15 protein-coding genes are annotated in these 18424 nt (G+C 68.9%); 10 read left to right on the top strand and 5 right to left on the bottom strand.

The window, feature by feature from the left end; translation table 11 throughout:
• Positions 1-69: 69 nt before the first annotated feature.
• The 3 genes from RN729_RS10935 to RN729_RS10925 are packed head-to-tail and all read left to right on the top strand — an operon-like array spanning position 70 to position 4949.
• Positions 70-2172, top strand: coding sequence for a S9 family peptidase (locus tag RN729_RS10935; RefSeq protein WP_310784706.1), 2103 nt, complete (start codon positions 70-72; stop codon positions 2170-2172).
• A gap of 7 nt (positions 2173-2179) precedes the next feature.
• Complete coding sequence (locus RN729_RS10930; protein WP_310784704.1) at positions 2180-4147, top strand: NAD(P)/FAD-dependent oxidoreductase; 1968 nt, start codon at positions 2180-2182, stop codon at positions 4145-4147.
• A 4-nt stretch (positions 4148-4151) separates the two neighbouring features.
• Positions 4152-4949 (top strand): glutaminyl-peptide cyclotransferase, encoded by a 798-nt coding sequence (locus RN729_RS10925; protein WP_310784702.1) that lies wholly within the window; start codon positions 4152-4154, stop codon positions 4947-4949.
• Here RN729_RS10925 and RN729_RS10920 read toward each other — a convergent pair.
• The 4 genes from RN729_RS10920 to ligD form a co-directional block, all read right to left on the bottom strand.
• Positions 4946-5962 (bottom strand): nucleotidyl transferase AbiEii/AbiGii toxin family protein, encoded by a 1017-nt coding sequence (locus RN729_RS10920; protein WP_310784700.1) that lies wholly within the window; start codon positions 5960-5962, stop codon positions 4946-4948. The genes RN729_RS10925 and RN729_RS10920 overlap by 4 nt on opposite strands.
• Positions 5955-6551 carry a DUF6088 family protein gene (locus RN729_RS14000; RefSeq protein ID WP_343218921.1) on the bottom strand — a complete coding sequence of 199 codons (597 nt, stop codon included), beginning with the start codon at positions 6549-6551 and terminating at the stop codon, positions 5955-5957. Before RN729_RS14000 ends, RN729_RS10920 begins: the two co-directional genes overlap by 8 nt.
• Positions 6552-6651: 100 nt before the next feature.
• On the bottom strand, positions 6652-7857 hold the full coding sequence (locus tag RN729_RS10915; protein ID WP_310784699.1) for a pyridoxal phosphate-dependent aminotransferase: 1206 nt from the start codon (positions 7855-7857) through the stop codon (positions 6652-6654).
• Positions 7854-10493, bottom strand: a complete 2640-nt coding sequence (gene ligD, locus RN729_RS10910) for a DNA ligase D (RefSeq protein ID WP_310784697.1) — start codon at positions 10491-10493, stop codon at positions 7854-7856. Before ligD ends, RN729_RS10915 begins: the two co-directional genes overlap by 4 nt.
• Before the next feature lie 165 nt (positions 10494-10658).
• On the opposite strand from ligD, the gene RN729_RS10905 reads away from it, so the two are divergent.
• Positions 10659-11495, top strand: coding sequence for a Ku protein (locus RN729_RS10905; RefSeq protein WP_310784695.1), 837 nt, complete (start codon positions 10659-10661; stop codon positions 11493-11495).
• A gap of 35 nt (positions 11496-11530) precedes the next feature.
• Positions 11531-14050, top strand: a complete 2520-nt coding sequence (locus tag RN729_RS10900) for a penicillin acylase family protein (protein ID WP_310784693.1) — start codon at positions 11531-11533, stop codon at positions 14048-14050.
• 159 nt (positions 14051-14209) lie between these two features.
• On the opposite strand, the gene RN729_RS10895 is transcribed toward RN729_RS10900, so the two are convergent.
• A complete protein-coding gene (locus RN729_RS10895) occupies positions 14210-14707 on the bottom strand; it encodes a DinB family protein (protein WP_310784691.1) in 498 nt (165 codons plus the stop codon).
• Between the two features lie 157 nt (positions 14708-14864).
• Here RN729_RS10895 and rpmE point away from each other — a divergent pair, with 157 nt between their 5' ends.
• From rpmE to RN729_RS10870, 5 genes are all read left to right on the top strand, one after another.
• Entirely contained in the window at positions 14865-15140 is a 276-nt protein-coding gene (rpmE, locus tag RN729_RS10890; RefSeq protein ID WP_343218920.1) for a 50S ribosomal protein L31, read from the top strand.
• Between the two features lie 81 nt (positions 15141-15221).
• A complete protein-coding gene (gene prfA, locus RN729_RS10885; RefSeq protein ID WP_343218925.1) occupies positions 15222-16307 on the top strand; it encodes a peptide chain release factor 1 in 1086 nt (361 codons plus the stop codon).
• Entirely contained in the window at positions 16304-17215 is a 912-nt protein-coding gene (prmC, locus tag RN729_RS10880; RefSeq protein WP_310784687.1) for a peptide chain release factor N(5)-glutamine methyltransferase, read from the top strand. Before prfA ends, prmC begins: the two co-directional genes overlap by 4 nt.
• Before the next feature lie 181 nt (positions 17216-17396).
• A complete protein-coding gene (locus RN729_RS10875; protein ID WP_310784685.1) occupies positions 17397-17765 on the top strand; it encodes a YlbF family regulator in 369 nt (122 codons plus the stop codon).
• Complete coding sequence (locus RN729_RS10870) at positions 17762-18418, top strand: CDP-alcohol phosphatidyltransferase family protein (protein ID WP_310784683.1); 657 nt, start codon at positions 17762-17764, stop codon at positions 18416-18418. Before RN729_RS10875 ends, RN729_RS10870 begins: the two co-directional genes overlap by 4 nt.
• The last annotated feature ends 6 nt before the right edge of the window (positions 18419-18424 follow it).

The following is an 18424-nucleotide window of genomic DNA, read 5'->3' as shown; positions in this document are numbered from 1 at the left end:
GGCGGGAAAGGCGCTACCTTGACTGCCACGGGACGTCCCGCAGGGATCGAATGCAGTCCAGGAGGAATCATGACGTCGTCACGAGAACACAGGGTCGTCAGCTCGCCGGTCGCCTTCCGGGTGACCACCGCCGCGCTCACGCTCGCCATCGTCGCTCCCGCCGCGCCGCTTGCCGGTCAGGACCGGGATCCGGACCACTTTGGCCCGGCGGACGTCTTTGAACTCGAAATCGCCGGCGACCCCAGGATCTCGCCAGACGGTTCCCGGGTCGTCTATGTGCGGTCCTCGATGGACATCATGACGGACCGTCAGCGAAGCAACCTGTGGATCGTCGACTACGACGGTTCCAACCACCGCCCGCTCCTCACCGGACAGAGGAACTTCTCGTCTCCGCGCTGGTCGCCGGACGGCACCCGGCTCCTCTACGTCGCGAGCGACGAACACGGGAAGGCGCAGCTCTACCTGCGCTGGATGGACACCGGGCAGACGGCCCTGCTCACGCAACTGGACCGAGGCCCGGGCGGGCTCTCCTGGTCGCCCGACGGAAGCACGATCGCCTTCAGCATGTTCGTCCCGGACACGCCGCCGCCCTTCGCGCAGATGCCCGCGAAGCCGGAAGGCGCGACGTGGGCGCCCCCCGCCACGACGTACGAGCGCCTCTATTACCGGTCGGACAGCCAGGGCTTCCTGCCGGTCGGATACTCCCACGTCTTCGTCCTTCCCGCGGAGGGGGGGACGCCGCGCCAGGTCACGCACGGCCCCTACAACCACGGCGGGACGCCCGAGTGGACGCCCGATTCTCAGCACCTGCTGATCTCGGCCACCCGGCGCGACGACTGGGAGTACGTGCGGGACTCCGAGATCTTCGAGTTCTCCGTGGCCGACGGCGCGGTGCGGCAACTGACCGACCGGCGCGGACCCGACTCGAGTCCGGCGGTGTCGCCCGACGGCGGCATGATCGCTTACACGGGCTACGACGACCGTTACCTCGGACACCAGGTGTCGAAGCTCTACGTGATGAGCCGGGACGGGTCCGGCTCACGCCTCATCGCCGACGACCTCGACCGCTCGATCGGGAACCTGCACTGGGCGAGCGATGGGGCGGGGCTCTTCTTCCAGTACGACACCGAAGGGAACACGCGGCTGGCCCACGTCGATCTCGATGGGACCGTGACGGATATCGTCTCCAGCGTTCAGGGTCTGTCGATCGGCCGTCCCTACGGAGGCGGCACCTTCTCCACCTCCGGGAACGACCGTTTCGCCTTCACCTACGGGACGCCGGACCACCCCTCGGACCTCGCCGTGACGAATCGCGGCGGCGACTGGCAGCGCCTTACGCATCTGAACGAGGACCTCTTCGCGCAGAAGGCGATCGGGGAGACGGAGGAGGTCTGGTACAAGTCCTCGCACGACGGGCTGGACATCCAGGGCTGGATCGTGAAGCCGCCGGACTTCGACCCGAGCCGCAAATATCCGCTCCTGCTCGAGATCCACGGTGGTCCATTTGCGAACTACGGCGACCGCTTCAGCGCCGAAGTCCAGCTCTTTGCGACGGCGGGGTACGTCGTCCTCTACACGAACCCGCGCGGCAGCACGAGCTACGGCGAGGATTTCGGCAACGAGATCCACCACGCCTACCCGAGCTACGATTTCGATGACCTGATGTCGGGCGTCGATGAAGTGATTTCGCGCGGGTACATCGATGAGGATCAGCTCTTCGTCACCGGAGGGTCCGGAGGCGGGGTGCTCACGGCCTGGATCGTGACGCACACGGACCGCTTCGCCGCGGCCGCGTCGCAGAAGCCCGTCATCAACTGGTACAGCTGGGTTCTGACCGCGGACATGGGCGGGAGCGGCGGCCTCAACTACTGGTTCCCGGGCGCGCCCTGGGACAACCTCGAGCACTACATGGAGCGCTCGCCGGTCCACCACATCGCGAACGTGACGACGCCGACGATGCTCATCACGGGCGAGGTCGACTGGCGGACGCCGATGTCGGAGTCGGAGCAGTTCTACCAGGCGCTGAAGATCCGGAAGGTGCCGTCGGTGCTCGTGCGGATTCCCGAGGCGAACCACAGCATCGGCGCGCGTCCGAGCGGCCTCATCAGCAAGGTGCAGCACATCCTCGCCTGGTTCGAGCGCTACCGGCCGGGCGGGACGACGACGCAGTGAGGACGCGATGAGCCGCGGCAGGATCCGCAGGTCGGACAGGGAACTCGGACTGGACCGGGAGATCACGCGCCGCGACTTCGTCCAGTTGGCGGGGACCGGGATCGCGGGTTCTGCGCTCCTCGGGTGCGGGCCGGGCGGCTCGGAGGGCGCGAGCGCCGGCGCGGTCCCGGGGATGGCTTCGGATCCGTGGTCCGACGCGCTCGGGCCGGACTGGTACGGTCCCGGCGGCGTGGGGGACTATGCGCCCTCGCACGGGAATACGCCGGAGGTCGTCCGTGACGCGCACTGGGTCCGCGATGGGCGGGTTCCGGGAGGGGAGGTCACGGACACCGGAGAACGCTTCGACGTCGTGATCGTGGGCGGCGGCCTCGCGGGCCTCTCCGCCGCGCACCACTTCAAGCGGCATCGACCTTCCGGACGCTGTCTCGTCATCGAGAACCACCCCGTGTTCGGCGGCGAGGCGAAACGAAACGACATGATGGTGGACGGCGTGCGCCTGGCCGGGCCGCAGGGGTCCAACGACTTCGGCATCCGCCCGCCCACCGGAGAGCCGGACGACTACTTCACCACGCTGGGCATCCCGCGCGAGTTCGAGTACGCGCCGGACGCGGGGCAGGTGAAGGCGCCGCTCGAGAACTACGGCTTCATGCACTGGGTGCAGGACCAGTTCTCCATCGGGCACTATTTTGGCGGGACGCGCGGCGGTGGGCGTCCCGGCTGGTCCGGCGGCTCGCGCGCCTGGGTCAACGGTCTCTTCGGGGACATGTCCCGCGCGCCGTGGACGCCGGAGGTGCGGGAGGGCTTCGAACGTTGGCGGAACGCGCGCGTCACGGACCACGTGCCTCGGGACGCGCCCGGGGGGCCGGACAATCCCGGGCCGTGGCTCGACGGCATGACGCTCAAGGCCTACTACGAGGACGTGCTCGGCCTGCCGCCCGAGGTGACGGCGTACGTGGACCCGATCCTCGCCAGCATTATCGGACTCGGGTGCGACGCGATCTCGGCCTGGTGGGGGATGCACTTCGACCTGCCCGGGTTCGGGCTGCCGTCGCGCTACGACGGCATGACCTTCCACTCCTTCCCGGGCGGGAACGCGGGGATCGCCCGCTACTTCGTGAAGGACGTCGTGCCGGACGGGATCGCGGGCGAACGGACGCTGGGGGACGTGCTCAACGGGGCAATCGACTTCGGCGCCCTCGACCGGCCGGATCAGCCCGTGCGGCTGCGGCTGGGGTGTACCGCGATCGACGTGCGCCACGCAGGGGCCGGCGATGGCCGCGCGCGCGTGACCTACGTGCACGAGGGGCGGGCGCACTCCGTCGAGGCGGACGGGGTCGTGCTCGCGAGCGGGGGCTGGATGAACCGCTACATTGCGGCCGACCTGCCGGACGGACATCGCGCCGCCTATGAGAGCTTCCGCCACGGGCCGATCCTCGTCGCGAACGTGGCGCTCCGGAACTGGCGCTTCCTCGACCGCCTGGGGATCGCCGGCTGCTTCTACGAGGGCGATCTCGGCTTCTCGTGCAACATCCGGCGACCCATGTACGCGGGGGACTACCGGCCGGTCCACGCCCCGGATCACCCGACGATGCTGACCTTCTACATCACCTTCGAGTCGCCGGGGACCTCGCCGGCGGAGCAGGGGATGGCGGGTCGCACGGAGATGCTGAGCGCGTCCTTCGCGGAGTACGAGCGACGGCTGCGCGCGCAGATGGTCGAACTCTTCGCCGAGGGCGGCTTCGATCCGGCGGGGGATATCGCCGGCCTCGTGCTCAACCGCTGGGGGCACGCCTACGTGGCGCCCGGACCCGGCTTCTTCTTCGGGCGCGACGGGGCCCCGGCCCCGCCGGATGTGATTCGCGAGCCCTTCGGCCGCGTCGCGATCGGACATTCCGAACTGCGCGGGCACCAGAACTGGACCGGCGCGTCCGCCGAGGGTCGCCGAGCCGTGGAAACGGTCCTCGATCTCATCTGATGCCGTGACGATCCGACAAGTGACGCCGCGGCCGACGCGGCGATCCGGTTCCTCCGGCCTGTGGACGCTCGCCCTTTGCGCTCTGACCGGCTGCACGTCCTCGACGGTGCCGGCTATCGGGTACGAGGTCCTGGGAACGTTCCCGCACGATCCGGCCGCGTACACGCAGGGGCTCCTCTTTCACGACGGAGCGCTCCTCGAGAGCACCGGTCGCTACGGGGAATCGAGCGTGCGACGGGTCGACGTGCCGACGGGCGAAGTCCTGGCGAGCGTCGCGGTCGACTCCGCGCTCTTCGGCGAAGGCCTCGCCCGGGTGGACTCGGAACTCGTGCAGCTCACGTGGAAGTCCGGCCGGGCCTTCGTCTACGATGCAGAGACGTTCGAGGTGCTCCGCGAGTACGCCTACGAGGGCGAAGGCTGGGGGCTCTGCTACGATGGCGAGGCCCTCTGGATGTCCGATGGGTCGAGCGCGCTCGAACGTCGGGACCCACAGACGTTCGCGGTCACGGAGACGGTGGAGGTCACGCGCGACGGGTCTCCGCAGCGTCGGCTGAACGAACTGGAGTGCGTAGGCGACTGGATCTACGCCAACGTCTACCAGACGGATATCATCGTCCGAATCGACAAGGCCACCGGCGAGGTCCTCGGCGAAATCGACCTGTCGAGCATCCCGCTCAGCGCCGGCAAGCCCGGAGACCCGGAAGCGGTGCTCAACGGCATCGCGTACGTTCCCGAGACGGGCGTCTTCCTCGTCACCGGCAAACTCTGGCCCAACCTCCTCGCTCTCCGTCTCGACGACTAGCAGCGATTCGCCCTTTCCTCGATATCGGCGCATCGGTTGATGATCTCCTCGAACGCTTCCTCATCATCGAACAGCATGCCGCTGCCCATCATCTGTTCATAGTCGGCGGCGAGAGCTTCCCTGAAGGGACCGTCCGGGCATAGTTGAAGCCCGCCCGAAACCGCGGCTTCGTAGTCGATCCATCCCCCCGAGGTATCCCGTTCCCTGAAGAAAAGCGACTTGTGGCGAGCCACGGAACCAGCCAGTGCCCGATCCGCCAACGCTTTCTCGGCGTAGCCGGCGTCGTCCAGCCGCACCAGGTCGTGCCAGTGTCTGGAGAGGCGCGTCCCCCGCTGTCGGAGCCGGCGGCAGAAGACATGTATCGCCGTGGCCTTCTCCCAGAAGGTACGCTCGGCCAACATCACGGAGGGTTGCGCCGAAGGGAGGCGAACGTCGGGCAAGAATTCGGCGGCGTCGCACTCGATGACCCGCTCTCGACGCGGTTCGCCCGTCGCGCGGGCTCCGAACTCCACCAGCACTTCCGGCCGGACAAAACCGCCGTCGGCGAAGAGCGGTTCATAACTTACATGGATCCGGTCCCCATCGGAGCGAACGCGGGCGGAGTATTTCCTCCGCGCCAGCGCATCGCGGATCGTAGGCAGAGCATCATCCGCCGCCCATTCCGCCAGTCGGGTGCGAATGGCCTTCGTCCAGCGCTGCTCCTGACTGCGGGTGGGGGGTAACGCCTCCTCGTCGGCATCGGCCACCAAGTCGGGAACCAACTGCCGGATGTCGTATGTGACGTCGATATCTTCGGAGAACCGTCGAATCACACGATACGCCTTTGCCAGCGACGTCCCTCCCTTGAAGGTCAGATGGCGCCCGAACGGCGCACCGAACAGCACCGATAGGACCTGAACGACCCAAACGTCCTTCTCCAGCAGGTGAACGGGCCGTCCGCCGCGAATCGAGGCGGCCCTGAGCGCCTTGGCTCGGTCGGACCGCGAGAGGGTCCGATAGGGAACGTCACCCACGAGCCAGCAGGTTGCTCACCGGAGTAGCGATCCAGGACGGCAGAATGGGGCGTGCCTCCGCCAGTTCGGCCAGATCTGCCGGCGAAAGTCGACGAGCGATGACGTCGAGGCCTCGCGCCGCCTCCGTGCGACCCAGCCACGCCATGGCGCGGACGGCGAGGCCCGCCGGCCGCCCCGGAGCGACGAGTTGCCACCGCGGTGCATGCCGAAGTTGGATGACGAGCGCCTGAAGCCGGAGCGTGCGACTCGGCCCGGAAGTGAGGTATACGAGTCGAACCGGCACCTGGGTAGTGAGGCCGAGAACGTTGGCTGCAGCGCCCGTGCAAGGGACGATGGTTTCCCCCCAGAGGGCGGCTAGCGCCGCGACGACCTTTTCGACCGAGGGCGCCAATATGCCGAACCGGGTTACCACTGGACGCACGTACACGCCTCGAAAGATCCGCATCAACTGTCCCCGCCGGGCGAGGCGCGACAACGCCTGGTCGACGGCCGCCCGGTTCCCGAGATGGAGCAGTGAGCCCGGGCAAATGGGTGCTCCCTCGGGGAGTGTGGCCGCGTATTCGGCGATTTGACGTGGCAGGCTTGACATTTGTCGCATCCGTTCGGGTTCCGGCCGGTGATGAGGGTCGCAAAAGTGTCAGAAACATATCGAACTAACTGACTTTTGTCGAGCACGGGTTCCGCCCGAGCTACAGGACCTTGGAGAGGCGGTCTCCGAGGATTTGGAGCCGCATGCTGGGTTCGTTGCTGAAGACGAGGCGGAGTTGGTGCCGGGCGTCGGGGCCGCCCCAGGCGTCCATGGGGGTGGCGGCGACGGCGGCCTGGGTGAGGAGTCGCGCGGAGAGTTCGCGGGCGGTGAGGCCGAGGGGGCGGGTGTCGACGAGGAGCGACCAGCCGCCCGCGGCGGGGCGGACCGGGTAGTCGCGGAGCGCGTCGAGTACCGCGTGGCGGCGCCGCTCCCAGCGTCGTACGCAAGCCGCCACGTCCTCCGCTTCGTCCGCGGCGGTCAGCGCCGCCAGCGCGCCGGGCTGCCCGATCCCGACGCCCGTCACGACGTTGTAGATCCCGACCTTGGCGACATCCGCCATGGCGGCGGCCGGCCCGACGATCCAGCCCGTGCGCCAGCCGATCATGCGGTGCTCCTTGGAGACCGAGCCGACCGTGAGCGTGCGTTCCCGCATGCCCGGGAGGCCGGCGGGGTGCAGGTAGGGGCGGCCGTCGTAGAGGATGCGTTCCATCGCCGCGTTGTAGATGAGCCACAGGTCGTGACGCTCGCACAGTTCCGCCACGACGGCCCAGTCGCCGGCGTCGAGCACGCCGCCGGACGGCATCGACGGGTTCATGATGAAAAGCGCCCGGGTCCGGTCGCGGACGCGCGCGGCGAGGGCGTCGAGGTCGAGGCGCCAGCCCCGCGCGGGATCGAAGACCCAGGGCGCGAGCCGGGGGCGCGCACCCGCCAGCCGCACGCGCTGGAGCATGCCGGCGTACGTGGGGTCGGTGACGACGACTTCGTCGCCCGGGTCCACCGTGGCGAGCAGGGCGTTGAGCAGGCCCTCCGTGCCGCCCGCGGTGATCACGCACTCCCGGTCCGGGTCGTAGTCCCGCCCGGAGAGCCGGCCGACGTGCCGGGCGGCCGCCGCGCGCAGGCCGGCCCGGCCCGTGAAGGGCAGATAGCTGTTGGCGGCCGGCGATTCGAGCGCGGCGCGGGTGGCGGCCACGGCCGCCGCGGGGGGCCTCAGGTCGGTGTCGAGGTTTTCGAGCCGGAGGATGCGGGGATCGCTCTCCGCCGCCCGCGCCACCCCGTCGATGTCGAACCCCGGAATCCCGGCCAGCCGCCCGGGCGACCGGTGCGCGCGGCCCTCAGCGGCGCTCGCCCGGCTGCCCTGCGCGCTCATCCGCCGATCCTCCGCTGCAGCGCGTCGAGCGCGGCCATGAGATCGGGTTCCTCCGACAGCACGCGGAGAAGCGGGTCGGGGTCCAGCGACCGGGCGCGCTCCGGCATCGTTCGGATCGTGAAGTCTTCCATCGAGAGTCCCTCCTTCACTTCCGTCCAGCGCAGCGGCGCGGACACGGTGGCGCCCGCGCGCGACCGCACGGAATACGGCGCCACGACGAGCCGCCCGCGCCCGTTTTGCACGTAGTCGATGTAGACCCTGCCTTCGCGCCGCGAGGGGTTCCGGACGATCGTGGCCCGGTCGGGGATCTCCGCCACCACCGCCGTCGCGAGCAGTTGCGCGAGGGTGCGCGACTGTTCGTAGTCGAGCTGTCCGCCGAGCGGAATCATCACGTGGATCCCCGACGAGCCGCTCGTCTTGGGATAGCTGGGGAGTCCGATCTCCTCGCACAGCGCGCCGATCGCGCGCGCCACGTCGATCACGTCCCGGAACGGGGCGTACACCTCCTCGCCGTCGCGCTTGTGCTTGGGGTCGAGGTCGAGGAGGCACCAGTCGGGGCGGTCCAGGCTCCCGACGCGGCTCGCCCACGCGTGGAGCGGAATCGCGCCGAGGTTCGCGATGTACACGAGCACCGCCGGGTCGTCGGCGATGAAATAGTGGATGTCGCGCTCGGAGCCGCGGCTCCAGATCGCCTCCGTGCGCACCCACTCGGGCTGGAACCCCGGCGCGTTCTTCTGAAAGAAGGACTTCCCGCCGATCCCGTCCGGATAGCGGGTGAGCACCAGAGGCCGGTCCTCGAGGAACTTCAGCAGCCACGGGGCGATGTCCCGGTAGTACGCGATCAGGTCGCCCTTCGTGTATCCCTCGTCCGGCCAGAAGACCTTGTCGAGGTTCGAGAGTTGCAACTCCTCCACGGGCGGGGGCGACGTGTCCACGCGCACGGGATCGGCCAGCGCCGCGCGCGGATCCCGGGGCAGCCGACAGTCGGTGGGAACCACGTATTCGCGATCCTCGTCCCCGGATTCCTCCTCCGGGGTCGGCAGGACGCCGAGGAAGACGGCATGCCGCAGCAGGCCGCCCTCGGTGATTTCCTTGTAACGGACCTCCGCCACGAGTTCGGGTTCGACCCAGTTGTGATCGTCTCCGGCGGGGGCCGGCGTCGCGAATGCGGGTCCGGCCGCCTCCAGCGCGTCGAGCCGGGTCCGGAGTTTCGCCAGCGTCTCGTCGTCGAAGCCCGTTCCCACGCGACCGATGTAATGGAGGGCGAGGCCGTCGTCGTCCGCGGCGGTGCCCGATGCGGGGTTGGCGGGGGATGCGACGCCGGCGGGGCCGTACGCGCCGAGGTGGAGCGCGCCGAAGCCCGTCCGCGAGCCGGCGGGACTCGTGAAGCCGACGATGACGAAACGGGCCTCGCGCGCGGCGTGGATCTTCCGCCAGTCGGGAGCCCGGCCGCCGGTGTACCGGGAGTCGGCGCGCTTGGCCATGATCCCCTCGAGTCCCATCTCCTGCACCTGCCGGAAGAGGGCCTTCCCGCACTCCTCGAAGTGTTCGCTGAGCCGGATCGGGCCCGCCTCGGGTACCACGCCGCGCAGGAGGGTGCGCCGCTCGGAGAGCGGGAGATCGCGTAGATCGCGGTCGTCGAAGGCGAGCAGGTCGAAGGCGTAGAAGCTGGCCGGCGCGTCGAACGAGGCGTGCCGCACATCCAGTGGGCGCGAGAGTCTGGCCCGCTTCTGCAGGCGCCGGAAGCTGGGGTATCCCGCGGCGTCGTGAACGACGACCTCCCCATCCAGCACCACGCGCCGGAAGGGGAGCTTGCGGAGGGCGCGAGCGATGTCCGGGAAGGTGGGGAGCGCGTCGTGCCCGTTCCGGGTCAGGAGGCTGGCCGCTCCGTCGACGGCCGAGGCCAGCATGCGGTAGCCGTCGAGCTTCAGCTCGAAGTGCCAGGCGGGATCGTCGAACGCTTCCTCCCGGGGTTGGGCGAGCATGAACCGCACGTCGGCGGGATCGACCGGCCGCTCCGGCGCGCCGGCCCGCTCGAGGGCCGCGGTCAGATTCTCTCCGGGATACCAACCGCGCTCGCGCTCGGCCATCTCCTCGACCGTGAGGCCGGACAGGATGGACGTTTCGGGGAGCGATCCGTCCTCCAGGATCGGGTGTCCGCCGCGCCGCTCGCGGATGAGGAGCCATTCCCGGCCGGTCTCCCCCTTCGCCAGCCGCACCAGCGTCCATACGCCCCTGAGCTTGTGGCCCCGAAGCTCGAACAGGAGCTTGCCCGCCTCCAGTCCCTCCTCCGGATCTTCGAGCATGATGCAGCGGCCGATGTCCCACACGATCATCTCGCCGCCGCCGTACTCGCCCTTCGGAATCACGCCCTCGAACTCGATGTACTCGATCGGGTGGTCCTCGACGTGCATCGCGAGCTTCTTGTCCGCCGGATCGGGGGAGATGCCCCTGGGGACGGCCCACGAAACGAGGACGCCCCCGATTTCCAGGCGGAGGTCGTAGTGCCGGCGCGTCGCCGCGTGCAACTGGACGACGAACACGCCGACCCCCGTCCCGGGCGCGCCGCCGAAGGGCTCCGGCGTGCGCTCGGAAGCGCGTTTGTCCCGGTATTCCTCGAGTTTTCTTCGGGGCATGCTCGCGGCCCTGTCCCTCGACGCTGCTTTCGACCCTCCGGGCGGTGTACGCCGGAGCGGTATGCACAATCCGGCCCGGAAACTATAATTCGGCCCCCCGGTCCGGCATCACGCCGGGGTTGATACCGCGCCGGGTGGTCCGGCGCGAACACGGAGAGGCGCAGGATGTCACCTCGACCCATCGCAACGGCGACGGTCTCGTTCGGGCTCGTTTCGATCCCGTGCCAGCTCTACTCGTCCGCCGAAAACTCGCAGAAGGTCCGCTTCAACTTCCTCTCCCCCGACGGAACCCGCGTGAAGCAGCAGTACGTGGATGCGAAGACGGGGGAGCCGGTCCAGCGCAGCGATCTCATCAAGGGATACCAGTTCGCGAAGGACCAGTACGTGACCTTCAAGCCTGAGGAGCTGAAGGCGCTCGAGGCGGAGGCGACGCAGGCGGTCGAGATCGTCGAGTTCGTGCCGCTGGACCAGGTCGAACGGGCCTACATCGGGAAGACGTACTATCTCGGACCTGCGCGCGGAGGGGACAAGGCCTACCGGCTCCTCGGCGCCGCCATGAAGAAGACGGGATGGGCCGCCCTCGCGAAATATGCGGCGCGCGGCAAGCAGTATCTCGTCCTCGTGCGGCCGGTGGGCGATCACCTCGTTCTCGAACAGCTGCACTACGCACATGAGGTGCGGGACATCGCCGACGTGCCGTCGGGAGAGGGCGAGGTCGCCGATGCGGAACTCGGCCTCGCCGTACAACTGATCGAGCAGATCGCTTCGGAGGACTTCGACCCGTCGAAGTACGAGGATGAGGTCGGGCAGCGCATGCTCGCGGCGATCGAGCGCAAGGTAGCCGACGGGACGGAGATCACCGCGCCGGTCGAGGAGGAAACGACGGCGAAGGTCATCGACCTCATGGCCGCGCTCAAGGCGAGCGTCTCGGGGTCCGACGGGAGGGAGACCGACGACGAGGCCGGGAAGGAGCCGGCGAAGAAGAGAGCCACGGGGTCGTAGCCGGACTCACGAGAAGACCACCCAAGGAGAATCCGATGCGGGTTCGATCCGTCACGCTGTTCGCGCTCATCCTCCTCCTGCCGGTCCTGCGGGGCTCCGGTGGACACCCGCCCGGCGCGCCGACCGTCGACGACCTTCGAGGCGGCCTTCCGGATCGGGTCGCCGCCTTCGATCCGGTGGATACGGAGACCCTGCGGGTTCCGGGGCTCGAGGCCGGGGTCGAGATCCTCAAGGACTTGTGGGGCGTCAGCCACATCTACGCGGAGACGGAGCACGACCTCTTCTTCGCGCAGGGTTACAGCGCCGCGCGCGACCGCCTCTTCCAGTTCGAACTCTGGCGGCGCCAAGCCACGGGCACGGTTTCCGAAATCCTCGGTCCCCGTGAACTGGAGCGCGACCGCGGGGCGCGGCTGTTCCGCTTCCGCGGCGACCTCGAAGCCGAACTGAATCACTATCACCCGCGCGGCGCGGAGATCATCCAGGCCTTCACGGACGGGATCAACGCGTACATTGCCGAGACGGAACGCGATCCGGGCCTCCTTCCGGTCGAGTTCGAGATGCTCGGGATCCGTCCGCAGCCGTGGACCCCGGACGTCGTCATCTCCCGCCACCAGGGTCTGCTCATGAACATCGGGCAGGAGCTGGATCTGGGGATCGCCGTTGCGGAGGTGGGGGCGGAGAAGGTGAAGGAGGTCTCCTACTTCCATCCGGGAGAGCCGGACATCGATCTCGATCCCGCGATCGACGGCTCGCTCCTCCGGCGCGAGATCCTCGACGTGTACCGCGCCTTCCGCGGGTCCATCCGGTTCCAGCCCGAGGACATCGAGCCCCGCTTCCGCGCCACCGCCTCCGACGGGGAAGCCTTCGCCCTGCGGACGCTGCGGGAGGAAGCCGAGGCCGAAGCGTACGAGGCGGAGCGCCTCGAGGCGGAGCGGATGGGGACGGGAAGCAACAACTGGGTCGTGGCGGGGCACCGCACTCTGAGCGGACACGCGGTCATGGCGAACGACCCGCACCGGGTACAGGCGGCACCGTCGCTGCGCTATCTCGTCCACCTCGTCGGACCGGGCTGGAATGTGATCGGCGGGGGCGAGCCGGTCCTCCCCGGCATCTCGATCGGGCACAACGGGTACGGTGCATGGGGACTCACCGTCTTCCAGACGGACGCCGAGGATCTCTACGTCTACCGCACGCACCCCGACGACCCGGACCGCTACTGGTACCGCGGCGACTGGGAGGAGATGCGGGTCATCGACGATGAGATCCCGGTCGAAGGGCGCGCGGCCGAGCGGGTGCGGCACCGGTACACGCGGCACGGGCCCATCGTATACGAGGATCGGGACAACGATCTGGCTTACGCGGTGCGCGCGGGGTGGATGGAGATCGGCGGCGCGCCGTACCTCGCGAGCCTGCGCATGAACCAGGCGAAGACGTGGAAGGAGTTCCGGGACGCCTGCAACTACTCGAACATCCCCGGCGAGAACATGGTGTGGGCCGACGTGGAGGGGAACATCGGCTGGCAGTCCGTGGGGATCGCGCCCATCCGCCGCAACTGGTCGGGTCTCGTCCCGGTACCGGGGGACGGCCGCTACGAGTGGGACGGCTACCTCGAGATCCGGCACAAGCCGCACGTGTTCAACCCCGAGAAGGGCTTCTGGTCGACGGCGAACCAGAACCTCGTTCCCCCCGGCTACGAACACCGCGACGCCGTCGGTTGGAGCTGGAGCGACCCGTTCCGGAGCGCGCGCATCGACGAAGTCCTCGCTTCGGGGAAGCGCTTCACGATGGCGGAGATGATGCAGCTCGCGACGGACTACGTGTCGCTCCCCGCGCGCTCGCTGGTGCCGATGCTGCGCGGCGTCGAGCTGCCCGCGGGGGCGGAGGCGGCCCGGGGCGAGCTGCTCGACTGGGACTTCGCGCTGGCCCCGGAGTCCCGCGAAGCCGCGATCTACGTGTCGTGGGAGCGCGAGCTCCAGCGACAGATGGCGCCGCTCGCCGTCCCCGCCGAAGTCCGCGGGTCGCTCGGCCGCCTCTCCATGAAGAAGATCATCGACTGGCTAGGCTCGCCGCCCGCGTGGTTCGCGCCCCTCGGAGACGGGGATCCCGTGGCCGGCCGCGACGCCTTCCTCGCCCGCACGCTGGGCGACGCCCTGGAGGGGCTGGAGGATCGGTTCGGCGGCGACCCCTGGCGCTACGGCGACGTGCGCTTCAAGCACGCCCGGTTCCGGCACCCGCTGTCCGGGATCGTGAACGCCGAGATGCGGGCGCGCCTCGAGGTGGGACCGCTCCCGCGCGGCGGCAACGGCTTCACCGTGAACCAGACCGGAGGCGGGGACAATCAGACGTCAGGCCCGTCCTTCCGGATCATCGCGGAGGCGGGGGACTGGGACACGGCCGTGTTCACGAACACGCCGGGGCAGGGTGGAGATCCCGACGATCCCATGTACCGGAACCTGTTCGAGGGCTGGGCGAAGGACCGCTTCTTCCCGCTCTATTACTCCCGCGAGCGCGTGGAAGCCGCCGTCGCCGACCGCCTGATGCTGACGCCGAACTAGTGTAGTATCGCACAAATCCTGCGGTCATTCGAGCGCCGCTGCATCCGTCCCCGCGGCGTTGCTCCTCCTCGCAATAGCTCTGCTATTCCTCGTCGGAGCGCCTTGCGGGAGCCGGCGCCCCGGCACTCTCGGTGACTCGAGGATTTATGCGACACTACACTAGCTCTGCTCGAGATAGAAGCCGATGAGGCCCGGATTTCGGGGCGGGTCGGCGCCGAGCTGGCGGAGCATCGTCGTCACCTGCCCGCGGTGGTACGTGGCGTGGTTGACGACGTGCTGCAGCATGTGCCAGAACACGGCACGCATCGGTTCGCCATCGAAGAACCGGTAGTCGATCACGCGGTGGATGTCTTCGGGGCCGAGTTCCGCGACGAATCGGCGGACGCGCGCCTCTTCCTCCAGCCAGCGCGCGCGAATGTCGTCCGCCGTCTCGAAGTCGGCGGCGGGGAGGTGCTCCGTCGGGAAGTGTCCCCGCCAGCGTGAGCACCAGACCCATTCGGCCGATACGACGTGCGCGAGCGTGTCGCGGATGGAGCCGAAGCTGCTCCCCAGGTCCCGGCGGAAATCTTCGGGCGCGATCCGCTCGACGGCATCGAGCGTCCCGTCGCGGGCCCAGTAGTGGAAGTCGAGTAGTGTGATCAGCGCAGCCCGGGTCATGGGAGGAGTCTACTCGCCGCGACCGCCGGCTGCATCTCCGGGACGCACAGCCGGAAGTCCGCCTCGCATTTGCAGCGGGCGCGGCGCTTCGGCTAGATTACATGGCTGTTCCGCAGACGCCTCCGCCGGAGGCCGACAACCAGCGTGTGGGGAAGACATGAAGGCAGGCATACATCCGGAGTACGCACCCGCGAAGATCACCTGTGCGTGCGGCCGGGAGACGGAGACCGCGTCGACGGTGGGCGAGATCCACGTCGAGATCTGTTCGCACTGCCACCCCTTCTTCACCGGGCGGCAGAAGCTCGTCGACACGGCGGGACGCGTGGAGCGGTTCATCGCCAAGTACGGCGATCGGAACACCCGCAGCGAGGAGAAGGACGCGGTGGAGAAGGAAGAGGCTGCGGAAGAGGAGGCAGTGGCAGCGGATGCCTGAGCCGGAGGCCTCCGGCGCTCGACACCGCATTTCAAGTGACGGGGTTCCTCGCGGACCCCGTTTTCATGTAGGGAACGAATGATGTCGGATCGGGACACGCTCGAGGATCGTCTGCGCGACGCCGCCGAGCGGCAGGAGACGCTGGCGCGCCGGATGGCGGAGCCCGAAGTGCTGTCGGATATGGCGCTCCTGCGGGACCTGGCGCGCGAACACTCGGCGCTGGAGCCGGTGGTGCACGCGGCGAAGCGCCACTTCAAGCTCCTCGACGACCTGCGCCAGGCGCGGGAAGTCGCGGCGGAATCCGACGGCGAGCTGGCCGAAATGGCCGCGGCCGAGGTCGCCGAGTTGGAGGCGGAGCGGGAGAAGGCGCGGGAAGAACTCCGCCGGCTCCTCGTTCCGAAGGACCCGCTCGACGACCGGCCCGCCGTGGTGGAGATCCGCGCCGGCACCGGGGGAGACGAAGCCGCGCTCTTCGCGGCGGACCTGTACCGGATGTACACGCGCTTCGCCGCGGAGTCCGGCTGGGACGTGGAACTCATCAGTACGAGCGCGGGCACGCTGGGCGGCCTCAAGGAGATCGTCTTCGTCGTGCGCGGATCCGATGCCTACGGCCGTCTGCGCTACGAGTCCGGCGTCCACCGCGTCCAGCGCGTGCCCGAAACCGAAAGCCAGGGCCGGCTACATACCTCCGCCGCGACGGTGGCCGTCCTCCCCGAAGCGGAGGAAGTGGACATCGAGATCGACCCGGCCGACCTCAAGATCGACGTGTTTCGCTCCTCGGGGCCCGGTGGACAGTCCGTGAACACCACCGACTCCGCCGTTCGGATCACGCACCGGCCGACCGGGCTCGTGGTGTCGTGCCAGGACGAGAAGTCGCAGCACAAGAACAAGGCGCGGGCGCTGAAGGTGCTTCGGAGCCGGTTGCTGGACCGGCTGGTCGCCGAGCAGGAGGCGGAGCGGGCCCGCGAGCGGCGCACGCAGGTGGGGACGGGTGACCGCTCGATGAAGATCCGCACCTACAACTTCCCGCAGAACCGCGTGACGGATCACCGAATCCACTTCACGAGCCACCGGCTGGAGGCCATCCTCGCCGGCGACCTGGGAGAGGTTGTGGAGGCGCTGCGACTGGCCGGGACGGAGGAGCGGATGGCGGCGGCGGGCGCGTGACGGAACCGCGCCCGGGTGGGGCCGGGCGCCGTCCGGCGGGTCCGACGCGCCGCGAGATCGTTCAGGGCGTGCGGCGCGAACTCGAGCTGGCCGGGCTGGAGGCCCCGCGGGTCGAAGCCGAGCGGCTCGTGGCCGCGGCGCTCGGCCTGTCTCGGAGCGAACTCGCCGTCTCCGGCGGAGAGCGGGTCGATCCGGCCGGCGCGGCGTCCGTGGCGCGCGCAGTCTCCCGCCGTCTGGAGGGTCAGCCGCTCCAGCACATCGAGGGCACGGTCGATTTCCGGCGCGTACGCCTCGTGTCGGACGGCCGCGCTCTCATCCCGCGCCCGGAGACCGAGCAGCTCCTCGACCTCGTCGCCACTTGGTGCCGCGACCGTGGCGCAGCCGTCGATGCGCTCGATATCGGCGTCGGATCGGGCGCCATCGCGATCGCGCTCCTGGACGAGGGGATCGCCGACCGCGTTATCGGACTCGACGTGTCCGAGGACGCACTCGAACTCGCCCGCGAGAACGCCCGCCGTGCAAACGTCGAGAACCTCGAACTGCGCGCCTGTCCTCCCGACATCTGGTCCGCCCTCGTCCCCGAAGAGCGCTTCGACCTCATCATCTCCAACCCGCCCTACGTCACGACCTCGGAATGGACCGACCTCGACCCCCTGGTCCGGGAACACGAGCCTCGCGTCGCACTGGACGCCGGGGAAGACGGACTGGAGGTCATTCGAACCGTTGTGGCCGGCGCCCCGGGCCGGCTCCGCGAAGGCGGCGCGCTCTTCCTCGAGATCGGGATGTCGCAGGGCTCCTCCGTCCTCCGGCTTCTGAAGGCCGAAGCCGCGCTTTCCGACAGTCGGATCGGGACCGACCTCGCCGGCCGCCCCCGCTTTGCAAGCGCGCGGAAGACCGACTCCTGCTAGCGCCACCCCCCGGTCGTTCAAGTCGCGTGGGGGTCGGGGCCGGGTTATACTCGGGCATCGAATCGTCGGCCCGGGCCCGTGTATGGCGAGCGGGGAAGGGACGGACGATTCGCGCCTCCGCCCGCTGCCGACCCGACGTGTCGGCCCGGGGTGCTTCCTGATTCCGTTTCGAGCCGGAGACATGGACGAGCGAGACCGCATGCTGGAGAAGGCGCAGGAGGTGGGGCGCATCATCTCGCAGTTGCCCGAATACGCCTACCTGCGCGCGGCCCGACGCGAGATCGACGAGGATCGGGACGCGACGGAACTGCTCAACCGTCTGCGCGACCTGCAGAGCACGCTCGTGGAGGCGGTCGGCCGCGGCGAGCAGCCGAGCGAGGAGCAGGAACGGGAGTTCGCCGAACTGCAGGAGAAGGTCCAGACGAACACCCGCTACCAGGCGCTCATCTCCTCTCAGGCGAACTTCGAGAAGCTCATGGAGCGGGTGGATCGAGCGATCGGCGAGGGGGTCCGGAAGGGCGAGGAAAGCCGGATCATCCTCCCGACATGAAGGCGGCTCGCGATCTGGGGGAACGCGCGCTGCGCGCGGTCTTCGAGCCGGCCATGGCGTGGCTCACGAGACGCCGTGTCCACCCCAACGTCATCAGCACGCTCGGTTTCGTCATCACCTGCAGTTCCGGCTACTTCTTTCATCAGCATCATGTGAGCACGGCCGGCTTCCTCGTCCTCCTCGGCGGCGTGTTCGACCTGTTCGATGGCACGGTCGCGCGCCGCACGGGACTCGCCTCGTCCTTCGGCGCCTTCTACGATTCGACGCTCGACCGGCTGTCCGAGATCGTCGTGTACCTGGGTCTCCTATCCCTGTACAACGACTACCGTCTCGAACTGGGCGACGTGGGGATGATCTACTGGATCGTGCTCGCGCTCGCCGGTTCGCTGATGATCAGCTACACCCGCGCCCGGGCCGAGGCGCTCGGCATCGCCTGCTACGTCGGGCTCATGCAGCGCCCGGAACGGGTCATCCTGATCGGCTTCGCCGCGCTCATCTTCGGCGAGACGACCATGTTCGGTCACCAGGGCCTCGTACTCAGGGTCGTGATCATCGTCCTCGCGATTCTCACCAACCTGACCGCCTTCCAGCGGATCTGGTGGGTGTACCGGAATACGCGGCCCGATGGCGAGCCGCCCCGGGAATCGAACTGAACCAGA

Source organism: Candidatus Palauibacter polyketidifaciens (assembly GCF_947581785.1).
In the GTDB taxonomy this organism is placed as follows: Bacteria; Gemmatimonadota; Gemmatimonadetes; order Palauibacterales; family Palauibacteraceae; genus Palauibacter; species Palauibacter polyketidifaciens.
The sequence above is the reverse complement of the archived record's forward strand: the minus strand, read 5'-3'. Positions and strand labels throughout refer to the sequence as shown.

Excerpts from the sequence above, each read along its gene's own strand:
- RN729_RS14000 (WP_343218921.1), bottom strand. The coding sequence starts at position 6,551 with ATGTCAAGCCTGCCACGTCAAATCGCCGAATACGCGGCCACACTCCCC.
- RN729_RS10900 (WP_310784693.1), top strand. The coding sequence starts at position 11,531 with ATGCGGGTTCGATCCGTCACGCTGTTCGCGCTCATCCTCCTCCTGCCG.
- prfA (WP_343218925.1), top strand. The coding sequence starts at position 15,222 with ATGTCGGATCGGGACACGCTCGAGGATCGTCTGCGCGACGCCGCCGAG.
- RN729_RS10875 (WP_310784685.1), top strand. The coding sequence starts at position 17,397 with ATGGACGAGCGAGACCGCATGCTGGAGAAGGCGCAGGAGGTGGGGCGC.
- RN729_RS10895 (WP_310784691.1), bottom strand. The coding sequence starts at position 14,707 with ATGACCCGGGCTGCGCTGATCACACTACTCGACTTCCACTACTGGGCC.
- RN729_RS10935 (WP_310784706.1), top strand. The coding sequence starts at position 70 with ATGACGTCGTCACGAGAACACAGGGTCGTCAGCTCGCCGGTCGCCTTC.
- rpmE (WP_343218920.1), top strand. The coding sequence starts at position 14,865 with ATGAAGGCAGGCATACATCCGGAGTACGCACCCGCGAAGATCACCTGT.
- RN729_RS10870 (WP_310784683.1), top strand. The coding sequence starts at position 17,762 with ATGAAGGCGGCTCGCGATCTGGGGGAACGCGCGCTGCGCGCGGTCTTC.
- RN729_RS10915 (WP_310784699.1), bottom strand. The coding sequence starts at position 7,857 with ATGAGCGCGCAGGGCAGCCGGGCGAGCGCCGCTGAGGGCCGCGCGCAC.
- ligD (WP_310784697.1), bottom strand. The coding sequence starts at position 10,493 with ATGCCCCGAAGAAAACTCGAGGAATACCGGGACAAACGCGCTTCCGAG.
- RN729_RS10930 (WP_310784704.1), top strand. The coding sequence starts at position 2,180 with ATGAGCCGCGGCAGGATCCGCAGGTCGGACAGGGAACTCGGACTGGAC.
- RN729_RS10905 (WP_310784695.1), top strand. The coding sequence starts at position 10,659 with ATGTCACCTCGACCCATCGCAACGGCGACGGTCTCGTTCGGGCTCGTT.